Genomic DNA, 18,783 nt, shown 5'->3' on the forward strand with positions numbered 1-18,783 from the left:
GCCCGGAGGCAGGCGTCCCGGCGGGCTTACCAGGGCACCGTGCGGCCCTGGTAATCCGGAGACTCCAGTCCCGGGCGCCGCTGCTTGTCGAGCAGGACGTTCACCAGGCGTGGGATGGTCTCTTCGATGGTCAGGGGAGCGTCGGCCCCGCCGAGCTCGGTGCGGATCCATCCCGGAGCCATCACTACCAGCGGGTGGCAGGCCGAGGTGGGGCGAGCGGCGAAGCTGCGCATGAACATAATCAGCGCGGCTTTACTTCCGCGGTAGAGCTCCCGCTGGCCGCCGAGATTGTTCGTCAGACTGCCCTGGCCGGAGGACATCACACCCAGCAGCCCCTGCGGCTTGACCGCCGGCTGCGGCAGCTGGTGCGTGAGGTGTGTTGTGAGTAAAAAAAAAGCCCGCACAAGTGCGGGCAAAAATACTGGAAGCAATGTGAGCAATGTCGTACTGAATACCTGAGTTGTTTACTCAACTATTCAGTAATGAGAAAGATAATATTTCTCATTTAAGATATTAACCCCATCTTTTGTGCGGAAGCGATTTTTATCCAAGGGTAAAGACCGTGCGCTGCTGGATATCATTAGCGTGATGAACCAGCCGGTGCGCGATGAGCAGATCCTCCAGGCGGCTGGCGTCCAGCTGGAACAGATGCTGTTTCCGCTGCTGGTGGCGGTAGGGCGCCATGGCCCGGTGGGGGGGAGCTGGCGGATCATTTAGGGCGCGATAACACCACCGTCAGTCGCCAGGTGAAGAAACTGGAAGCCCAGGGGCTCGCCTGTAAGCAACCGAACCGTCATGCCCGACGAATCAGCGAAGTGACGCTTAGCGCCAACGGACAACAGATGATCGATAGGATCGCTGTGGCGCGGCGGCGGTTGATGAAACAGGCGCTGGCGCAGAGGTCGGAAGAGGAGGGGCAGGCGCTGTTTCGCTTAACGCGCAAATACGCCGACAGTTTGCAGAAATCATCGCCGCCCGGCGCAAGGCCAGGCGGCTGACGGTCAGGCGGTTTTGGTCGCCGCCTTCAGGCTCCGGACGAAGGCTTTCAGCTCGTCGAGCATGGTCTGCGGCTCATCAAGATGGCGTTCGATGATTTTGACGATGGCGGAACCGGAGATCGCCCCGGCGGCGCCGGCGTCAATGGCGGCGCTCACCTGCTCCGGCGCGGAGATGCCAAAGCCCTGCAGCGGCGGCGCGGCGTGATATTCCGCCAGCTTCTCCACCAGATGGTGCAGCGGCAGCGCAGCGCGATTTTCCGCACCCGTCACCCCGGCGCGCGACAGCAGATAGGTGTAGCCGCGGCCATATGAGGCAATCTGGCGCAGTAAATCGTCATCCGCATTGGGCGGGCAGATGAAAATCGGCGCGATGTTATGGCGCATCGCCGCCTGGCGGAACGGGGCGGACTCTTCCACCGGCACGTCGGCGACCAGCACCGAGTCGACGCCGACGCGGGCGCACTGGGCATAGAACTCATCGATACCCGGGCTGAAGACGAGGTTGGCGTACATCAGCAGGCCGATTGGGATCGTCGGATGCTTCTGGCGGATCGCCGCCAGCATCTCAAAGCACTGCGCCGGGGTCACCCCCGCGGCGAAGGCGCGCAGGGCCGCGCCCTGGATGGTCGGGCCGTCCGCCAGCGGGTCGGAGAAGGGGATCCCCAGCTCAAGGGCATCGGCGCCGCCTTCGATCAGCGCATCGATAATTTTCAGCGACTGCTCCGGTCCCGGATCGCCAAGGGTCACAAAGGGGACGAAGGCGCCTTCCTGGCGGTTTTTTAGTTGGGCAAACAGCGTCTCATAGCGTTCCATCAGATTTCCCCTCGCGCTTTCAGGATGTCGTGTACGGTGAAAATGTCTTTATCGCCGCGGCCGGAGAGGTTAACCACCAGCAGCTGCTCTTTTTCCGGGTTTTCGCGCATCATCTTCAGCGCGTGGGCCAGGGCGTGCGAGGACTCCAGCGCCGGGATGATCCCTTCGTGGCGGGAGAGCGCTTTGAACGCGTCCAGCGCTTCGTCGTCGGTGATCGACACATAGTCGGCGCGCCCGGTGCTGTTCAGATACGCGTGCTGCGGCCCAACGGACGGGAAGTCCAGTCCGGCGGAAATGGAGTAAGATTCCTCGATCTGGCCGTCGGCGGTTTGCATCATCGGCGACTTCATGCCGAAGTAGATCCCAATGCGACCATGCTTCAGCGGCGCGCCGTGCTCCCCGCTTTCGATACCGTGCCCGGCAGGCTCCACGCCGATCAGGCCGACATGGGTTTCCTCGATAAAATCAGCGAACATGCCGATGGCGTTTGATCCGCCGCCGACGCAGGCGATCACCGCGTCCGGCAGGCGTCCCTCTTTTTCGAGGATCTGCGCTTTGGTCTCTTCGCCAATCATGCGCTGGAATTCACGCACGATGGTTGGGAACGGGTGCGGACCGGCGGCGGTGCCCAGCATATAATGCGCCTTCTCGTAGCTGCCGGACCAGTCGCGCAGCGCCTCGTTACAGGCATCTTTCAGCGTGGCGGAACCGCTGTGCACCGGGATCACTTCGGCGCCCATCAGGCGCATACGGAAGACGTTCGGCGACTGGCGTTCGACGTCCTTGGCGCCCATGTAGATACGGCATTTCAGGCCGAGCAGGGCGCTGGCCAGCGCTGAGGCGACGCCGTGCTGGCCGGCGCCGGTCTCGGCGATAATTTCGGTTTTGCCCATCCGTTTGGCCAGCAGAGCCTGGCCCAGTACCTGGTTGGTTTTGTGCGCGCCGCCGTGCAGCAGATCTTCGCGTTTCAGGTACAGGGTGGTGCGGGTCCCTTCGGTCAGGTTCCGGCATTTGGTCAGGGCCGTCGGACGACCGGCGTAGTTTTTCAGCAGGTCGGTGAATTCCGCCTGAAAGGCCGGGTCCTTCTGCGCGCTGACAAAGGCTTCTTCCAGCTGGCGCAGGGCGGGCATCAGGATCTGCGGCACATACATGCCGCCGAATTCGCCGAAGTAGGGGTTCAGTAAAGTGCTCATTATTGCTCCTTAATATGCGCGCAGCGTCTGGAAAACGGAGGCCAGCTTGCTGGCGTCTTTAATCCCGGGTTGCGACTCTACGCCTGAATTGAAATCGAGTCCGGCACAGCCGCTTTTGGCCGCTTCCACACAGTTATCGGCGCCGAGGCCGCCGGCCAGCATAACGTTGCGCAGATCCTGGCCCTGCAGCAGGCTCCAGTCAAAACGCTGGCCGCTGCCGCCCTGGCCGTTGTCGAGCAGATACTTATCGACATGGCGGAGTGTACGGGCCGGCAACGTTTCACCAACGCTCAACGCCTTCCAGATGCGGACGTTATCCGCGAGGGCGTCGCGCAGCGCGTCGATATAAGCCTGGTCTTCATCACCGTGCAACTGCACGGCGGCCAGCCTCAGGGCCTGGGCGCGAGCGACCACCTCGTCCAGCGGCGCATTGCGGAAGACGCCGACGTACTGCAGCGGCGCGGCGGCGATCACCGCTTTGGCCTGGGCATCATTTACCGCCCGCGGCGAGGTCGGGACGAAGATCAGGCCACCGTAAATGGCGCCGGACTCCCAGGCCACCTGGGCATCCTGTGGGCGCGTCAGGCCGCACACTTTGTTCTCGCCGAGCAGCACGCGTTTGACCGCCGCTTCCAGATCCGCCTGCTCCATCAGGGCGGAGCCGATCAGGAAGCCGTTGGCGAAGTGGCTCAGCTCACGCACTTCGGCATAGGTATGGATGCCGGATTCGCTGATCACCGTGACATCCGGGCCGAGACGCGCCGCCAGCTGACGGGTGCGGTTAAGGTCAATCGACATATCGCGCAGGTCGCGGTTGTTAATGCCCACCACCTTCGCCTTCAGAGCGATGGCGCGCTCCAGCTCCTCTTCATTGCTGACTTCGGTCAGCACGCCCATATTCAGGCTGTGAGCCACCGCGGAGAGCTGACGATATTGTTCATCGTCGAGCACCGAGAGCATCAGCAGGCAGGCGTCGGCCTGATAGTAGCGCGCCAGGTAGATCTGGTAAGGGTCGATGGTGAAGTCCTTACACAGGATCGGCTGCGGCGCGACCTTGCTGACGATCGGCAGAAAATCGAAGCTGCCCTGGAAATATTTCTCATCACACAGCACCGAGATCGCCGAGGCGTAGTGTTTGTAGATGCTGGCGATCGCCGCCGGATCGAAATCTTCGCGAATCAACCCCTTCGACGGCGAGGCCTTTTTGCACTCGAGAATAAACGCGGTGCGGGTGCCGGCCAGCGCGTCATAGAAATTGCGCTGCGTCGGGACGACCTCATTCTGAAAACTGACTAACGGTTGTTGTTGTTTGCGGGCTTCCACCCAAATCGCTTTGTCGGCAACGATTTTTGCTAAAACGGTCTGCATTCTTTACCCTCTTGCCGCTAAGGCGGTCACTCTGTCATAGGCCGCGCCGCTGTGCAGCACATCCAGTACCTGCTGAGCGTTAGCTTTCAGATCTTCATGCCCGTGTAAACGCATCAACATGGCGACGTTGGCGGCGACGGCGGCTTCGTGAGCGGCTTCACCTTTACCTTGTAGCAAGCGCGTCAGAATGTCACGGTTTTCTTCCGGCGTACCGCCCGCCAGCTGCGCCTGATGGTAAGGCGTCAGGCCGAAGTCGTCGGCGGTCAGCTGATAGCTTTTGATTTCCCCGGCATGCAGCTCGGCGACCACCGTGGGCGCATGCAGCGAGACTTCATCCATCCCGCCGCTGTGCACCACGGCCGCGCGCTGATAACCGAGTACGCGCAGGGTTTCCGCAATCGGCAACACCAGCTCCGGGCTGTAGACGCCAATCAGCGCCAGCGGCGGATGCGCCGGGTTGATCAGCGGTCCCAGTACGTTAAACAGGGTACGGGTCTTCAACTGCTGACGGACCGGCATCGCGTGGCGGAAACCGGTGTGATACTTGGGCGCGAACAGGAAGCAGACGCCCAGCTCATCGAGCGCCGCGCGGGATTTATCGGCGTTCATATCGAGATTAATGCCGAAGGCCGCCAGCAGGTCGGAAGAGCCTGATTTACTGGAGACGCTGCGGTTGCCGTGCTTCGCCACTTTCAATCCACAGGCGGCGGCGACAAACGCGCTGGCGGTGGAGATATTAATGCTGTTGCTGCCGTCGCCACCGGTGCCGACGATGTCGGCAAACAGGTAGTCCGGGCGCGGGAACGGCGCGGCGTTTTCCAGTAGCGCGGTGGCGGCGCCGGCAATTTCCTGCGGCTGCTCGCCGCGCACTTTCATGCTGACCAGCGCGGCGGCCAGTTGTTCAGGCTTCACTTCGCCGCGCACCACGGCGGAGAACAGCTGGTGGCTCTCCTGCTGACTCAGGGTTTCCGCCTGGTACAGTTTCTCCAGGATCGGCTGGAGGGTGTTGGCATGCTCCAGCTTCTGCAGCGCCCAGGCCAGAGTCTGCTCCAGCAGTCGCGCGCCCTGGGTGGTGAGGATCGATTCCGGATGGAACTGGAAGCCGCACACCCGATCCGCATCGTGACGCACCGCCATCACCATGCCGTTGAAATTGGCGTTAATCGTCAGCCCGGCGGGAATATTGCTGCCGACCAGCGAGTGGTAGCGCGCCACCGGCAGCGGGTTAGCCAGACCGGCAAACATCGCCTGGCCGTCGTGCTCAATGCTGGAGGCTTTGCCATGGAGGATCTCGCCCGCCTGGCCGACATAGCCGCCGTAGGCTTCGACAATGGCCTGGTGGCCGAGGCAGATGCCGATGATCGGCAGCTTGCCCCGCATGCGGGTCAGCAATTCCGGCATGCAGCCGGCTTCGCTTGGCGTACCCGGGCCAGGGGAGAGCATCAGCACCGGGTTGTCCATGGTGCCCAGACGTTCAATCAGCGCCTGCGCCGGAACGGAGTTACGGTAAATCACCACGTTATGGCCGTTGGCGCGCAGCTGGTCTGCCAGGTTATAGGTGAAAGAATCGATATTATCGAGCAGCAGAATGTCAGCCATCAGAAAATCTCCTTCGCGTGATGGGCCTGGGCAATGGCGCGCAGCACCGCGCGGGCTTTATTTCGGGTCTCATCCGCTTCCGACTGGGGAACCGAGTCGAGCACAATGCCGGCTCCGGCCTGGACGGTAGCGATACCCTCCTGCACGTAGGCGGAACGGATGACGATGCAGGTGTCGAGGTCGCCGTGGGCGGTGAAATAGCCCACCGCGCCGCCGTAGCTGCCGCGTCGTTTACCTTCGGCGGCGGCAATCAGCTGCATGGCGCGAACCTTCGGCGCGCCGCTGAGAGTGCCCATGTTCATGCAGGCGCGGTAGGCGTGCAGCACATCAAGATCCTGACGCAGTTCACCCACCACCCGGGAGACCAGATGCATGACAAAGGAGTAACGGTCAACCTTGGTTAAATCGGCGACATAGCGGCTGCCCGGGGTGCAGATGCGGGCCAGATCGTTGCGCGCCAGGTCCACCAGCATCAGGTGCTCGGAAAGCTCTTTGTGATCGGTGCGCATTTCCAGTTCGATACGGCTGTCGAGATCGCGGTCCAGCGAACCGTCGGCGCGGCGGCCGCGCGGCCGGGTGCCGGCGATGGGGTAGATCTCAATCTGACGGCTGATGGCATCGTATTTCAGCGAGCTCTCCGGCGAGGCGCCGAACAGGGTGAAGTCGTTGTCCTGCATAAAGAACATATACGGGCTGGGGTTACTCTTCTTCAGCACATCATAGGCGGCCAGCGGCGACGGGCAGGGCAGCGAGAAGCGGCGGGAAGGGACTACCTGGAAGATTTCCCCGGCGCGGATCGCGCGCTGCATTTTGCGCACCACCGCGCCGTACTCTTCATCGCTCTGGTCAACGTCGCAGCGCATTTCGGCCACGGTGGTGACCGGCAGCGGCAGCGGCGGCTCGTTCAGCTGCTGGCGCAGCTGGCTCAGGCGCTGCTCCAGGCGCTGTTTTTCACTCTCCAGCGGCGTGAACAGGCTCGCCTGAATGCGGGTATGCTTGGTCTGATGGTCGATGACCAGCAGGGTCTCCGCCAGATAGAAACAGTAGTCCGGGCAGGCGGTGTCGTTCTGCAGCGGCGGCAGATCTTCAAAGCCGGCCACCAGGTCATAGGCGAACAGGCCGCCGAAGAACATCGCTTCACGCTCGTTGGCCGGGACGGTCACCAGCTCCTGCAGGAGACGGAAGGCGTCAAACACTGACAGCGAGCAGAGGCGGGCGTCTTCATCGAGCAGGGAGCTGACCGCCGGGAAGGTCAGAATGCGGCCATTGGGCTGGCGCTGATTGGCGATCCCGGAGGGCAGCGCGCCGTCCAGCAGCTCCAGCAGCGCGGCTCCGTTGGCGGAGAGGGCCTGAATGGTGACAGTGTCACCGAGGGCAGTGATGCGCAGCGCGCTGTCGACCAGCAGCAGGCTTTTTAAGTCATCTTTGCTGTCGATGTCAGCCGATTCCAGCAACAGGGTGGCCGGACGGGCGCCGCACAGTTGGTGGAATAACGCCGTCGGGTTCTCCCGGTAGATGGCGTCGCTGGTGAGAAGCTCGAGTGCCGGTTTGGATGTTTGCATTATTGTTCTCGCCTGTTCGTATTATTTTTGTCCAATAAAAAGCCCGCTCATTGGCGGGCCGGGTATCTGTATGCTGAATGCAAAACGCGATCACGCCGCCCGTTATCAGGGGGTGCGCCACCAGCTGTGCAGAGTGATAAAGTGCATTTTCATCGTGATACCCCTTCATGTGAACTTGCGTACTAGTTAACTAGAACGATGGAATAAAGTCAACCCTTGTTTGCAGATTTTCTCTGCCTGTCGGTATGATAATGCGCTTATTTACGTTGATGTCCAGCAGGAGTCCTTTTGAGCGACAGCCAATACGCAGTGATTTACGATCTGCACAGCCATACCACCGCCTCTGACGGGCGGCTGACTCCGCAGGAACTGGTCCATCGCGCCCATGAGATGCGCGTTGGCACGCTGGCGATCACCGACCATGACAGCGTGGCGGCTATCCCGGCGGCCCGGGAAGAGATTGCCCGCGCCGGATTACCCTTGACCCTGGTGAACGGCGTCGAGATTTCCACCCTCTGGGAGAATCACGAGATTCATATTGTGGGTCTCAATATTGATATTGCGCACCCGGCGATGACCGCCCTGCTGGAGGAGCAGAAAGCGCGGCGCCAGCAGCGCGGCCAGATGATTGCCGAGCGTCTGGAGAAGGCGCGCATCCCCGGCGCCTGGGAAGGGGCGCTGCGGCTGGCGGACGGTGGCGCCGTCACCCGCGGCCATTTTGCCCGTTTTCTGGTGGAGGCCGGCCACGCGAAGAACATGGCGGAGGTCTTCAAAAAATACCTTGCCCGCGGGAAAACCGGTTACGTGCCGCCGCAGTGGTGTACAATAAAACAAGCAATTGATGTCATTCATCATTCTGGCGGCAAGGCGGTGATAGCCCATCCCGGACGTTACGATCTTTCCGCCAAGTGGCTGAAGCGGCTGTTGGCCCACTTTAGCGAGCAGGGCGGTGATGCCATGGAAGTGGCCCAGTGCCAGCAGGCGCCCCACGAACGCGCTCAACTGGCCGCCCTGGCCGTGCAGTTTGGTCTTCTGGCGTCGCAGGGATCCGATTTCCATCAACCCTGCGCGTGGATCGAGCTTGGCCGTAAGCTCTGGCTCCCTGCCGGCGTCGAAGGCGTCTGGCACAGCTGGGAAGCGGCCGCCGAATAAAAATTGAGAGGGAAGTATGAGCCAGTTTTTTTATATCCATCCGGATAACCCGCAGGCGCGGTTGATTAACCAGGCGGTGGAGATTGTGCGTAAGGGCGGGGTGATCGTTTATCCTACTGACTCCGGCTACGCGCTGGGCTGCAAAATTGAAGACAAGGGCGCGATGGAGCGGATCTGCCGCATCCGTCAGCTGCCGGACGGCCACAACTTCACCCTGATGTGCCGCGACCTGTCCGAACTGTCAACCTACGCCTTTGTGGACAACGTGGCGTTTCGCCTGATGAAAAACAATACGCCGGGCAACTACACTTTTATCCTCAAAGGAACGAAAGAGGTGCCGCGCCGGCTGCTGCAGGAGAAGCGTAAAACCATTGGTATGCGCGTCCCGTCCAACCCTATCGCTCAGGCGTTGCTTGAGACCTTAGGCGAACCGATGCTCTCCACCTCGCTGATGCTGCCCGGCAGCGACTTTACCGAATCCGACCCGGAAGAGATCAAAGATCGTCTGGAGAAAGTCGTGGACCTCATTATCCACGGCGGCTTCCTTGGACAGCAGCCGACCACGGTTATCGATCTCACTGAAGACGCTCCGGTGGTGCTGCGCGAAGGCGTCGGCGACGTGAGGCCGTTTCTGTAATCTGACGAAAAGTGGGCTGAAGCAACGCTCGAAGGTCAGGAGCCTGTCTGGCTCCTGAAAGTCTCATGGGAGAACCTGGTTATGCTTCATGAGCTGATATCGTTAATCAATGTTGTTATTTGGCCCGCTATTGTTCTGTTTTTTCTATGTCGATTTGGAACTGCAATCAACCGGTTTCTTGAAAACCTCAGCCGCCTTTCCATTAAAGGTCCCGGCTTTGAAGTCGAGACCTTCAATAAAGGGGCTGAGTCTAGTGCCAATCTTGCCGCTGCATTGGCCAGCAAAGGTACCATTGCTAAAGGCGAGGGTAATGTAGAGCAAAGCGTTCTGGATGACGTCAACGTAGTGACTCAGGCTGTAACACCGAGAGTATTGCGAAGAGCGGGTGATGCCGTCATCTTATGGGTTGATGACAGACCCAATGGTAATCGCTTTGAACGTCAGTCCATGGAAGCTCTGGGCATAAGGTTTGTTAATGTAGTATCTACCGACGAGGCTCTCGAGAGACTAAAAAATCAGTCGTTTGATGTGATTATTTCCGATATGAAGAGGCCTGGGGATGATCGTGCGGGATATACTCTCCTGGATGAGCTAAGAAGAAAGGGCAAAGACATTCCATACATTATCTATGCGAGCTCCAATGCTGCTCAGCATAAGGAACAAGCAAAACAGCATGGCGCTTTAGACGCGACCAATAATCCGCCGGAATTATTTCGCCTGGTCATGGGGGCGTTAAAAAAATAATTATCCATCAAATCCAGAGGATGGCTTCTGCATTCCACCCCTTGCTCAATCCGCGCTGGAGGCGGGTTATCTGTAAATTTCCTTTCCCGGATTGATAATCAATGACCCACCAGGTCTTTATAGGTTCAGGCTGCTCGCAAATCTAAGCGTCCGCGCAAAATCTGTTCCATACTCAAGGCGCGGTGTGGCGAACAGAAGCTTTCCCGACGAAGTTAGTGTAGTATGTTCGGCCACGATTACGGGCTCGCGGTGAATGTTTTGCGCATGCCAGCGAGACTTTACGTAAAAAGTATATACGTAACAATGAGTTGTTGATAAAGGCCTCATTGTTTCATAAAGCATACCAGACGCCTGGGAAGGCGACACCTTAAGGAAGCTCAATGAGCGAGAAACTGCAAAAAGTGCTGGCCCGCGCCGGCCACGGCTCCCGCCGTGAAATTGAAGCGAAAATCGAAGCTGGCCGCGTCAGCGTCGATGGCAAAATCGCCACCCTCGGCGACCGTGTGGAAATCGTCCCCGGTTTAAAAATTCGTATCGATGGCCATCTGATCTCGGTGAAAGAGTCCGCCGAGCAGATCTGCCGCGTGCTGGCTTACTACAAGCCGGAAGGCGAACTGTGCACCCGTAACGATCCGGAAGGGCGCCCGACGGTGTTCGATCGTCTGCCTAAACTGCGCGGCGCGCGCTGGATTGCCGTTGGTCGTCTGGACGTCAACACCTGCGGCCTGCTGCTGTTCACCACCGACGGCGAACTGGCAAACCGTCTGATGCACCCGAGCCGTGAAGTCGAGCGTGAGTACGCCGTTCGCGTTTTCGGCCAGGTGGATGAAGATAAGCTGCGTCAGCTGTCTCGCGGCGTGCAGCTAGAAGATGGTCCGGCGGCGTTTAAAACCATTAAATTCACCGGCGGTGAAGGGATTAACCAGTGGTACAACGTCACCCTGACCGAAGGGCGTAACCGCGAAGTGCGTCGCCTGTGGGAAGCGGTCGGCGTGCAGGTCAGTCGCCTGATCCGCGTGCGCTATGGCGATATTTTGCTGCCGAAAGGCCTGCCGCGCGGCGGCTATACCGAGCTGGACCTGGCGCAGACCAACTACCTGCGCGAGCTGGTGGAACTCACTCCGGAAACCAGCTCTAAGGTCGCCGTTGAAAAAGATCGTCGCCGGTTGAAAGCCAATCAGATCCGCCGGGCGGTGAAGCGCCACAGCCAGAGCAGCGCTAACCCGCGCCAGGGTAATAACAGCAACCGCCGTTCCAGTACCCGCAATAAGACCAACGGTTGATGTTGCGCGTTCCGGTGGTTTTGCGCCGGAACGCGGACTTCCTTTCGCCGTATCCGGCCCTCAGTAGTCAATCCCCATCTGTGCTTTAATGCCGGCATCAAAGGCATGTTTCACCGGGCGCAGCTCGCTGACGGTATCCGCCAGTTCAATAATATCGCGATGACAGCCGCGGCCGGTGATGATCACCGACTGGTGGGCAGGACGCTCACGTAGGGCGCTCAGCACCGCCTCCAGCGGCAGGTAATCGTAGGCCACCATGTAGGTCAGTTCGTCCAGCAGCACCAGATCGAGCTGGTCGTCGGCAAGCATACGGCGGGCATGCTCCCAGACCGCCAGACAGGCGGCGGTATCGCTGTCGCGGTCCTGGGTGTTCCAGGTAAAGCCTGTCGCCATTACCTGGAATTCGACGCCGTGTGGCTCCAGCAGATTACGCTCGCCGTTAGGCCAGGTCCCCTTGATAAACTGGATCACGCCGACTTTTTTGCCGTGGCCGACGGCGCGGGTCGCGGTGCCAAAGGCGGCGGTGGTTTTGCCTTTGCCGTTGCCGGTAAAGACCATCACAATGCCGCGTTCGTCCTGGGCCGCCGCCACCCGGGCGTCAACTTTATCTTTCAGCCGCTGCTGGCGTTCGCGGTAGCGTTCATCACTCATTGGGCAATTCCTGGTTTACGCCCCGGTTGGGCGTCGAAGGTCATTCCCGTCTTGCGACGACTGTCGTCGCCCATCAGCCACAGATAGACGGGCATAATGTCAGCGGGGGTTTTCAGTTTCAGCGGATCTTCCGTCGGGAACGCGCTGGCGCGCATGCCGGTGCGGGTGCCGCCAGGGTTGATGCAGTTCACGCGCAGGTGGCGGCTTTGGTACTCGTCGGCCAGCACCTGCATCATCCCTTCGGTGGCGAATTTGGAGACGGCATAGGCGCCCCAGTTGGCGCGACCCTGACGACCGACGCTGGATGAGGTAAAGACCAGCGAACCTGATTCAGAACGGAGTAATAAAGGAAGAAGCGCCTGGGTCAGCATAAAGGTGCCATTGACGTTCACCTGCATCACCTGCTGCCAGACCTCCGGTTTCTGCTCATCCATCGGGCAGATGTCGCCGAGCAGGCCAGCATTGTGCAGCACGCCGTCAAGGCGGGGATAGTGCATGCTGATCTGCTGCGCCAGCTGCTGACACGCCTGCGGCGTGCAGGTTAGCAGGTCGAGAGTAAACCAGCGGGGGGAAATACCGCCCTCGCGTTCAATCTCCTGGGCGACGGCGCGCAGTTTTTCGTCGTTGCGGCCAAGCAGAATCACGCTGGCGCTGTAGCGGGCGTAGGTCAGGGCCGCTTCACGGCCAATTCCGTCGCTGGCCCCGGTGACCAGAATGATGCGATCTTTCAGCAAGTGGCGTTGCGGTTGATAATGCACGGCGACTCCTTTGGCGATCGGCTCTCGATCGCGCTTCATCTTTGGTATCTCACTTTTGCGCTGTTATGCCTGAAAGCGCCCGCTATTGCAATCGGCGAAGCGGAAAGTATTCACAAAATTAATATCTTGCAACGATTTCAGCCTCGCTGAAAAAAAACGGAATCCGCTGCGCAGAGGACACAAAGCACAAAGACTTCTCGCCAGGGGCTGATGTACACTGTGCAGCAACGTCAGTGCTTTACACAAGGTGAAAACGTGGAATTACTTGCTCAATATGGCTTGTTTTTAGCCAAGATCGCGACCGTTGTCGTCGCTATCGCGGTGATTGCCGCTATTATCGTCAACCTGGCCCAGCGCAAGAAGCAGCGCGGCGAGCTGCGGGTGACGAATCTTAGCGAGCATTATAAAGAGATGAAGGAGTCGCTGGCGGTGGCCCTGCTGGATGGCCCGCAGCAGAAGCAGTGGCATAAGTCGCAGAAGAAAAAGCAAAAGCAAGAGGCGAAGGCGGCGAAAGCGCGGGCGAAGCTGGGTAACGTGGAGCCGGAAGGCAAGCCGCGCGCCTGGGTGCTGGATTTCAAAGGCAGTATGGATGCCCATGAGGTCACCAGCCTGCGCGAAGAGATCACCGCGGTGCTGGCCGCGGCGAAAGCGCGCGATCAGGTGGTGATTCGTCTGGAAAGCCCCGGCGGGGTGGTGCACGGCTACGGGCTGGCTGCCTCTCAGCTGCAGCGCTTGCGTGACAAACAGATCCCGCTGACGGTGGCGGTCGATAAAGTGGCGGCCAGCGGCGGCTATATGATGGCCTGCGTGGCGAACAAAATTGTCTCGGCGCCGTTTGCGATCCTCGGCTCTATTGGCGTGGTGGCGCAGATCCCAAACCTGCACCGTTTCCTGAAGAACAAAGATATTGATATCGAACTGCACACCGCCGGACAGTACAAACGAACGCTCACTATGCTGGGTGAAAACACTGAAGAAGGACGGCGCAAGTTCCGCGAGGATCTCAATGAGACGCACCATTTGTTCAAGGATTTCGTCCATCGGATGCGCCCGGGCCTTGATATTGAGCAGGTGGCCACTGGCGAGCACTGGTACGGGGTACAGGCGCTGGAAAAAGGGCTGGTGGATGCGGTTGAAACCAGCGATGAGCTGCTGCTGGGATTAATGGAAAGCCACGAGGTGATCGGGGTGCGTTATCAACAGCGTAAGAAAATGCTCGATCGCTTCACCAGTAGCGCGGCGGAGAGTGCCGATCGACTGCTGCTGCGCTGGTGGCAGCGCGGACAGAAGCCGCTGATGTAGATGATAAAACGCGAGGCTCTGCCTCGCGTTCTCGTTTAGAGCGGTCTTAATTTACGCCGGTCTTAATCGACAAGGTGATATTTGTCCGACAGTTCATGGGCGAGGTACTTAAACATATTAAATACCGCTGTACTCTTTGGCGTCGGCAGACCCTGCTCATCAAGATAAAACTCACCGCTAAACACCAGGACATTGTTGCGCTGAACGACGCCGGTGGCTTCGATACCGGCTAACGTATCCTCATGTTCGCGAATAAGTTTGTTGGCTTTTTCGAGCAGCGTCTGGCGATCGATTGGTTGGGTTGTACCTTGCATAACGGACTCCTCTTTTTCTCCGGGCGTAGTTTACGCCGCGCGGCGGCGCGGGGCAAATTTTCCATGGACAAAACAGGGGTAATCGTAACCAGTGGAGAAACAGCCGTTTACTGGCGTGATTCGCTTTTGCATGCTAATAAAGTTGCGTAACGAATTTTATCAGGTACAGTGTGACGCTTTCGGCGATCTGGCAACAGATTTGCTTGACATTCGGCCAAAAATTCTTCGTGCTATGTCACCTGACGAAAAAAGGTCAGTAAACTCAAGCGCCTGGTTTTACGGAGTTGAAACAGGTGTTCTGGGTTGATATTCACCGACGGTGCCGCAACATATGAGGCAGTCGCCAGTGGAGGGTGTATGAATGTGCGATGTATTCCTGGATGAATCAAATTAGGTAAAGGTGAATATGGGTAAAGCTCTCGTTATCGTTGAGTCCCCGGCAAAAGCCAAAACGATCAATAAGTATCTGGGTAATGACTACGTGGTGAAATCCAGCGTCGGTCATATCCGCGATTTGCCGACCAGTGGATCAGCTTCCAAAAAGAGCACCGACTCTACCGCCACCAAAGGGGCTAAAAAGCCTAAAAAGGACGAACGTGGTGCTCTGGTTAACCGCATGGGCGTGGACCCATGGCATGACTGGAATGCGCATTATGAAGTACTTCCGGGTAAAGAAAAGGTAGTTTCAGAACTCAAACAGTTGGCGGAAAAAGCTGACCACATCTATCTCGCAACCGACCTTGACCGCGAAGGGGAAGCCATTGCCTGGCACCTGCGGGAAGTCATCGGCGGCGATGAGCAGCGTTACAGCCGCGTGGTGTTCAATGAGATCACCAAAAACGCCATTCGTCAGGCTTTCGAAAAGCCGGGCGAGCTGAATATCGATCGGGTTAACGCCCAGCAGGCGCGTCGCTTTATGGACCGCGTGGTGGGTTATATGGTTTCGCCGCTGCTGTGGAAAAAAATCGCCCGTGGTCTTTCTGCCGGGCGCGTGCAGTCCGTCGCGGTCCGCCTGGTGGTGGAGCGTGAGCGTGAAATCAAAGCGTTCGTCCCGGAAGAGTACTGGGAAGTTGATGCCAGTACCACCACGCCGGGCGGCGACGCGCTGCCGCTGCAGGTGACCCATAAGGATGATAAGCCATTCCGTCCGGTCAGCCGTGATGAGACGATGGCGGCGGTATCGCTGCTGGAAAAAGCCAGCTACAGCGTACTGGAGCGGGAAGACAAGCCGACCAGCAGTAAGCCGGGCGCGCCGTTCATCACCTCCACCCTGCAGCAGGCGGCCAGCACCCGTCTCGGCTTCGGCGTGAAAAAGACCATGATGATGGCTCAACGTCTCTATGAGGCGGGGCACATCACCTATATGCGTACCGACTCCACCAACCTGAGTCAGGACGCGCTGAACATGGTTCGCGGTTATATCAGCGATAAGTTTGGTAAAAAATATTTGCCGGAAAGCGCGAATCAGTACGCCAGCAAAGAAAATTCACAAGAAGCGCACGAAGCGATTCGTCCGTCTGATGTGAACGTGCTGGCGGAAACGCTGAAAGATATGGAAGCGGATGCGCAGAAACTGTATCAGCTGATCTGGCGCCAGTTTGTCGCCTGTCAGATGACGCCGGCGCAGTACGACTCCACGACGCTGACCGTGGCGGCGGGCGATTTCAAACTGAAAGCGCGCGGTCGTACCTTACGCTTCGACGGCTGGACCAAAGTGATGCCGGCCCTGCGCAAGGGCGATGAAGACCGGACCCTGCCGCTGGTCAAACAGGGCGACCAGCTGAGCCTGGTCGAGCTGACGCCTGCGCAGCACTTTACCAAGCCGCCGGCGCGCTTCAGCGAAGCCTCGCTGGTTAAAGAGCTGGAAAAACGGGGCATCGGCCGTCCGTCGACTTATGCCTCGATTATTTCCACCATTCAGGATCGTGGTTACGTGCGAGTGGAAAACCGTCGTTTCTACGCGGAGAAAATGGGCGAGATCGTCACCGACCGACTGGAAGAGAACTTCCGCGATCTGATGAACTACGACTTCACCGCGCAGATGGAAGATCGTCTCGATCAGGTGGCTAACCACCAGGCCGAGTGGAAAGAGGTACTGAACCACTTCTTCGGCGATTTTACCACCCAGCTGGAGACGGCGGAGAAAGATCCGGAAGAGGGCGGCATGCAGCCGAACCCGATGGTGCTTACCAGCATCGACTGCCCGACCTGCGGCCGTAAAATGGGTATCCGTACCGCCAGCACCGGCGTTTTCCTCGGCTGTTCGGGCTATGCCCTGTCGCCGAAAGAGCGCTGCAAAACCACCATTAACCTGGTGCCGGAAAACGAAGTCCTCAACGTGCTGGAAGGCGATGACGCCGAAACTAACGCGCTGCGCGCCAAACGCCGCTGCCAGAAGTGCGGTACGGCGATGGACAGCTACCTTATCGATCCCAAGCGTAAACTGCACGTCTGCGGTAACAACCCGACCTGCGATGGCTATGAGATTGAAGAGGGCGAGTTCCGCATCAAGGGCTATGACGGTCCGGTAGTGGAGTGCGAGAAGTGCGGCTCCGAGATGCACCTGAAGATGGGGCGTTTTGGGAAGTACATGGCTTGTACCAACGACGAGTGTAAGAATACGCGTAAGATCCTGCGCAATGGGGAAGTGGCGCCGCCGAAGGAAGATCCGGTGCCGTTGCCGGAGCTGCCGTGCGAGAAGTCTGACGCCTATTTCGTGCTGCGTGACGGGGCCGCGGGCGTCTTCCTGGCGGCCAACACCTTCCCGAAATCACGGGAAACGCGCGCGCCGCTGGTGGAAGAGCTGTACCGCTTCCGCGATCGTCTGCCGGAAAAACTGCGTTATCTCGCCGATGCGCCGCAGCAGGATCCGGAAGGCAATAAGACGCTGGTGCGCTTTAGCCGTAAAACGAAGCAACAGTACGTAGCGTCCGAAAAAGAGGGCAAAGCGACCGGCTGGTCTGCCTTCTTTATCGACGGTAAATGGACGGAAGCTAAAAAGTAACTGACCATTATCAGGCAGGAAAAGGGCGCTTTTCCTGCTCTGGCGGCCGGCAGGGGCCATGGATGCCTCTGCCGTGTCGTTTTCCTTTCTCTCCGCGCTTTTCACCCTCTTATAACCACCTATATTATTTTTCGTTACCGTCTATACAGTGTTGATATAAATGATATAGTGGTTATAGTTAATGCCTTTTTTATTATTAAAACGTCTTATACATCATCGCTTTCAGGATGCGTTGCGGCGCCACTATGGTCAACTGCCGGGAGGCCTGGCCTTCACCGGCGACAAGTTGCCTGAACGTAAAGTGTATTAAGCGGCTTCATTTTACGCGCAAACGGATATCAGCATGAAACTACAACAGCTTCGCTACATCGTTGAGGTGGTTAACCATAACCTGAATGTTTCATCCACCGCCGAAGGGCTTTATACCTCTCAGCCAGGCATCAGTAAGCAGGTGCGTATGCTGGAAGATGAGCTGGGCATCCAAATCTTTGCCCGCAGCGGCAAGCATTTGACTCAGGTGACGCCTGCCGGGCAGGAGATCATCCGTATTGCCCGCGAGGTGTTGTCGAAAGTCGATGCCATCAAATCTGTCGCCGGGGAGCATACCTGGCCGGACAAAGGGTCGCTGTACGTGGCGACCACCCATACCCAGGCGCGCTATGCGTTGCCCGGGGTGATCAAGGGCTTTATTGAACGCTATCCGCGGGTGTCGCTCCATATGCATCAGGGTTCGCCAACCCAGATCGCCGAAGCCGTGTCGAAAGGCAACGCCGACTTCGCCATTGCTACCGAAGCGCTGCATCTGTATGACGACCTGGTGATGCTGCCATGCTATCACTGGAACCGGTCGATCGTGGTGACGCCGGATCATCCTCTGGCCTCCAGGGGCTCGGTATCAATAGAAGAGCTGGCGCAGTACCCGCTGGTGACCTATACCTTTGGCTTCACCGGCCGCTCCGAACTGGACACCGCGTTTAACCGTGCGGGCCTGACGCCGCGCATTGTCTTTACCGCTACCGATGCCGACGTCATTAAAACCTATGTTCGCCTGGGGCTGGGGGTTGGGGTGATTGCCAGCATGGCGGTAGATCCGGTCTCCGATCCGGACCTGGTGAAGCTGGATGCCAACGGTATTTTCAGCCACAGCACCACTAAAATAGGCTTCCGCCGTAGCACCTTCTTACGAAGCTACATGTATGATTTTATTCAACGTTTTGCACCCCATCTGACCCGGGATGTCGTGGATACCGCAGTGGCGCTACGGTCGAATGAAGATATTGAAGCGATGTTCAAAGATATAAAACTTCCGGAAAAATAACCACGTTAAAAATAATGGCATTCCGTGTAAGGAGTGCCATTAACTATCATGGCCCTTATTTAACAACTTAAACCTCGAACCAATCAC

15 protein-coding genes, 2 pseudogenes and 1 other annotated feature are annotated in these 18,783 nt (G+C 58.5%); of the genes and pseudogenes, 8 read left to right on the forward strand and 9 right to left on the reverse strand.

Annotated elements, in window-relative coordinates; translation table 11 throughout:
* Positions 1–26 precede the first annotated feature (26 nt).
* Positions 27–356: pseudogene (locus L2I46_RS12415) on the reverse strand (short-chain dehydrogenase); the annotation flags it as partial.
* A gap of 172 nt (positions 357–528) precedes the next feature.
* Here L2I46_RS12415 and L2I46_RS12420 point away from each other — a divergent pair.
* Positions 529–998: pseudogene (locus L2I46_RS12420) on the forward strand (MarR family winged helix-turn-helix transcriptional regulator).
* Positions 999–1,001: 3 nt separating this feature from the next.
* Here L2I46_RS12420 and trpA read toward each other — a convergent pair.
* Genes trpA through L2I46_RS12445 form a run of 5 tightly spaced genes read right to left on the reverse strand, consistent with a single transcriptional unit; the run spans position 1,002 to position 7,533 of the window.
* Complete coding sequence (gene trpA, locus L2I46_RS12425) at positions 1,002–1,811, reverse strand: tryptophan synthase subunit alpha (protein ID WP_065883004.1); 810 nt, start codon at positions 1,809–1,811, stop codon at positions 1,002–1,004.
* Positions 1,811–3,004 (reverse strand): tryptophan synthase subunit beta, encoded by a 1,194-nt coding sequence (gene trpB, locus L2I46_RS12430; RefSeq protein ID WP_236947898.1) that lies wholly within the window; start codon positions 3,002–3,004, stop codon positions 1,811–1,813. The genes trpA and trpB overlap by 1 nt, the downstream gene beginning before the upstream one ends.
* Positions 3,005–3,013: 9 nt before the next feature.
* Positions 3,014–4,372 (reverse strand): bifunctional indole-3-glycerol-phosphate synthase TrpC/phosphoribosylanthranilate isomerase TrpF, encoded by a 1,359-nt coding sequence (gene trpCF, locus L2I46_RS12435; protein WP_032452536.1) that lies wholly within the window; start codon positions 4,370–4,372, stop codon positions 3,014–3,016.
* A 3-nt stretch (positions 4,373–4,375) separates the two neighbouring features.
* Positions 4,376–5,971, reverse strand: a complete 1,596-nt coding sequence (trpD, locus tag L2I46_RS12440) for a bifunctional anthranilate synthase glutamate amidotransferase component TrpG/anthranilate phosphoribosyltransferase TrpD (protein ID WP_236947899.1) — start codon at positions 5,969–5,971, stop codon at positions 4,376–4,378.
* Complete coding sequence (locus tag L2I46_RS12445) at positions 5,971–7,533, reverse strand: anthranilate synthase component 1 (RefSeq protein ID WP_236947900.1); 1,563 nt, start codon at positions 7,531–7,533, stop codon at positions 5,971–5,973. The genes trpD and L2I46_RS12445 overlap by 1 nt, the downstream gene beginning before the upstream one ends.
* A 33-nt stretch (positions 7,534–7,566) precedes the next feature.
* Positions 7,567–7,662: a sequence feature (Trp leader region), on the reverse strand.
* Between the two features lie 159 nt (positions 7,663–7,821).
* Between L2I46_RS12445 and rnm the strand changes: the two genes are divergently transcribed.
* From rnm to rluB, 4 genes are all read left to right on the forward strand, one after another.
* Positions 7,822–8,685, forward strand: coding sequence for an RNase RNM (gene rnm / locus L2I46_RS12450; protein WP_023289327.1), 864 nt, complete (start codon positions 7,822–7,824; stop codon positions 8,683–8,685).
* 16 nt (positions 8,686–8,701) lie between these two features.
* A complete protein-coding gene (locus tag L2I46_RS12455) occupies positions 8,702–9,322 on the forward strand; it encodes an L-threonylcarbamoyladenylate synthase (protein WP_023289328.1) in 621 nt (206 codons plus the stop codon).
* Positions 9,323–9,403: 81 nt separating this feature from the next.
* Positions 9,404–10,066, forward strand: coding sequence for a response regulator (locus tag L2I46_RS12460; protein WP_023289329.1), 663 nt, complete (start codon positions 9,404–9,406; stop codon positions 10,064–10,066).
* Between the two features lie 380 nt (positions 10,067–10,446).
* Positions 10,447–11,349: a 23S rRNA pseudouridine(2605) synthase RluB gene (gene rluB / locus L2I46_RS12465; RefSeq protein WP_023289330.1), complete on the forward strand. Its 903-nt coding sequence runs from the start codon at positions 10,447–10,449 to the stop codon at positions 11,347–11,349.
* A 60-nt stretch (positions 11,350–11,409) separates the two neighbouring features.
* On the opposite strand, the gene cobO is transcribed toward rluB, so the two are convergent.
* Together cobO and L2I46_RS12475 are read right to left on the reverse strand one after the other, a co-directional pair.
* On the reverse strand, positions 11,410–12,000 hold the full coding sequence (gene cobO / locus L2I46_RS12470; protein WP_023289331.1) for a cob(I)yrinic acid a,c-diamide adenosyltransferase: 591 nt from the start codon (positions 11,998–12,000) through the stop codon (positions 11,410–11,412).
* The gene (locus tag L2I46_RS12475; RefSeq protein ID WP_032452539.1) at positions 11,997–12,758 is read right to left on the reverse strand and encodes a YciK family oxidoreductase; all 762 of its coding nucleotides are present in this window, start codon (positions 12,756–12,758) and stop codon (positions 11,997–11,999) included. The genes cobO and L2I46_RS12475 overlap by 4 nt, the downstream gene beginning before the upstream one ends.
* 255 nt (positions 12,759–13,013) lie before the next feature.
* Between L2I46_RS12475 and sohB the strand changes: the two genes are divergently transcribed.
* Positions 13,014–14,060, forward strand: coding sequence for a protease SohB (gene sohB / locus L2I46_RS12480; RefSeq protein ID WP_032452540.1), 1,047 nt, complete (start codon positions 13,014–13,016; stop codon positions 14,058–14,060).
* A 62-nt stretch (positions 14,061–14,122) separates the two neighbouring features.
* Here the strand turns inward: sohB and L2I46_RS12485 are convergent, their stop codons facing one another.
* A complete protein-coding gene (locus L2I46_RS12485) occupies positions 14,123–14,374 on the reverse strand; it encodes a YciN family protein (protein ID WP_236947901.1) in 252 nt (83 codons plus the stop codon).
* 406 nt (positions 14,375–14,780) lie between these two features.
* Between L2I46_RS12485 and topA the strand changes: the two genes are divergently transcribed.
* Together topA and cysB are read left to right on the forward strand one after the other, a co-directional pair.
* On the forward strand, positions 14,781–17,378 hold the full coding sequence (gene topA / locus L2I46_RS12490; protein WP_023289334.1) for a type I DNA topoisomerase: 2,598 nt from the start codon (positions 14,781–14,783) through the stop codon (positions 17,376–17,378).
* A 343-nt stretch (positions 17,379–17,721) separates the two neighbouring features.
* Positions 17,722–18,696 carry an HTH-type transcriptional regulator CysB gene (cysB, locus tag L2I46_RS12495; protein ID WP_085550745.1) on the forward strand — a complete coding sequence of 325 codons (975 nt, stop codon included), beginning with the start codon at positions 17,722–17,724 and terminating at the stop codon, positions 18,694–18,696.
* The last annotated feature ends 87 nt before the right edge of the window (positions 18,697–18,783 follow it).

The organism is Klebsiella sp. 2019SCSN059, assembly GCF_021739525.1.
GTDB classification, from domain to species: domain Bacteria; phylum Pseudomonadota; class Gammaproteobacteria; order Enterobacterales; family Enterobacteriaceae; genus Klebsiella; species Klebsiella quasipneumoniae.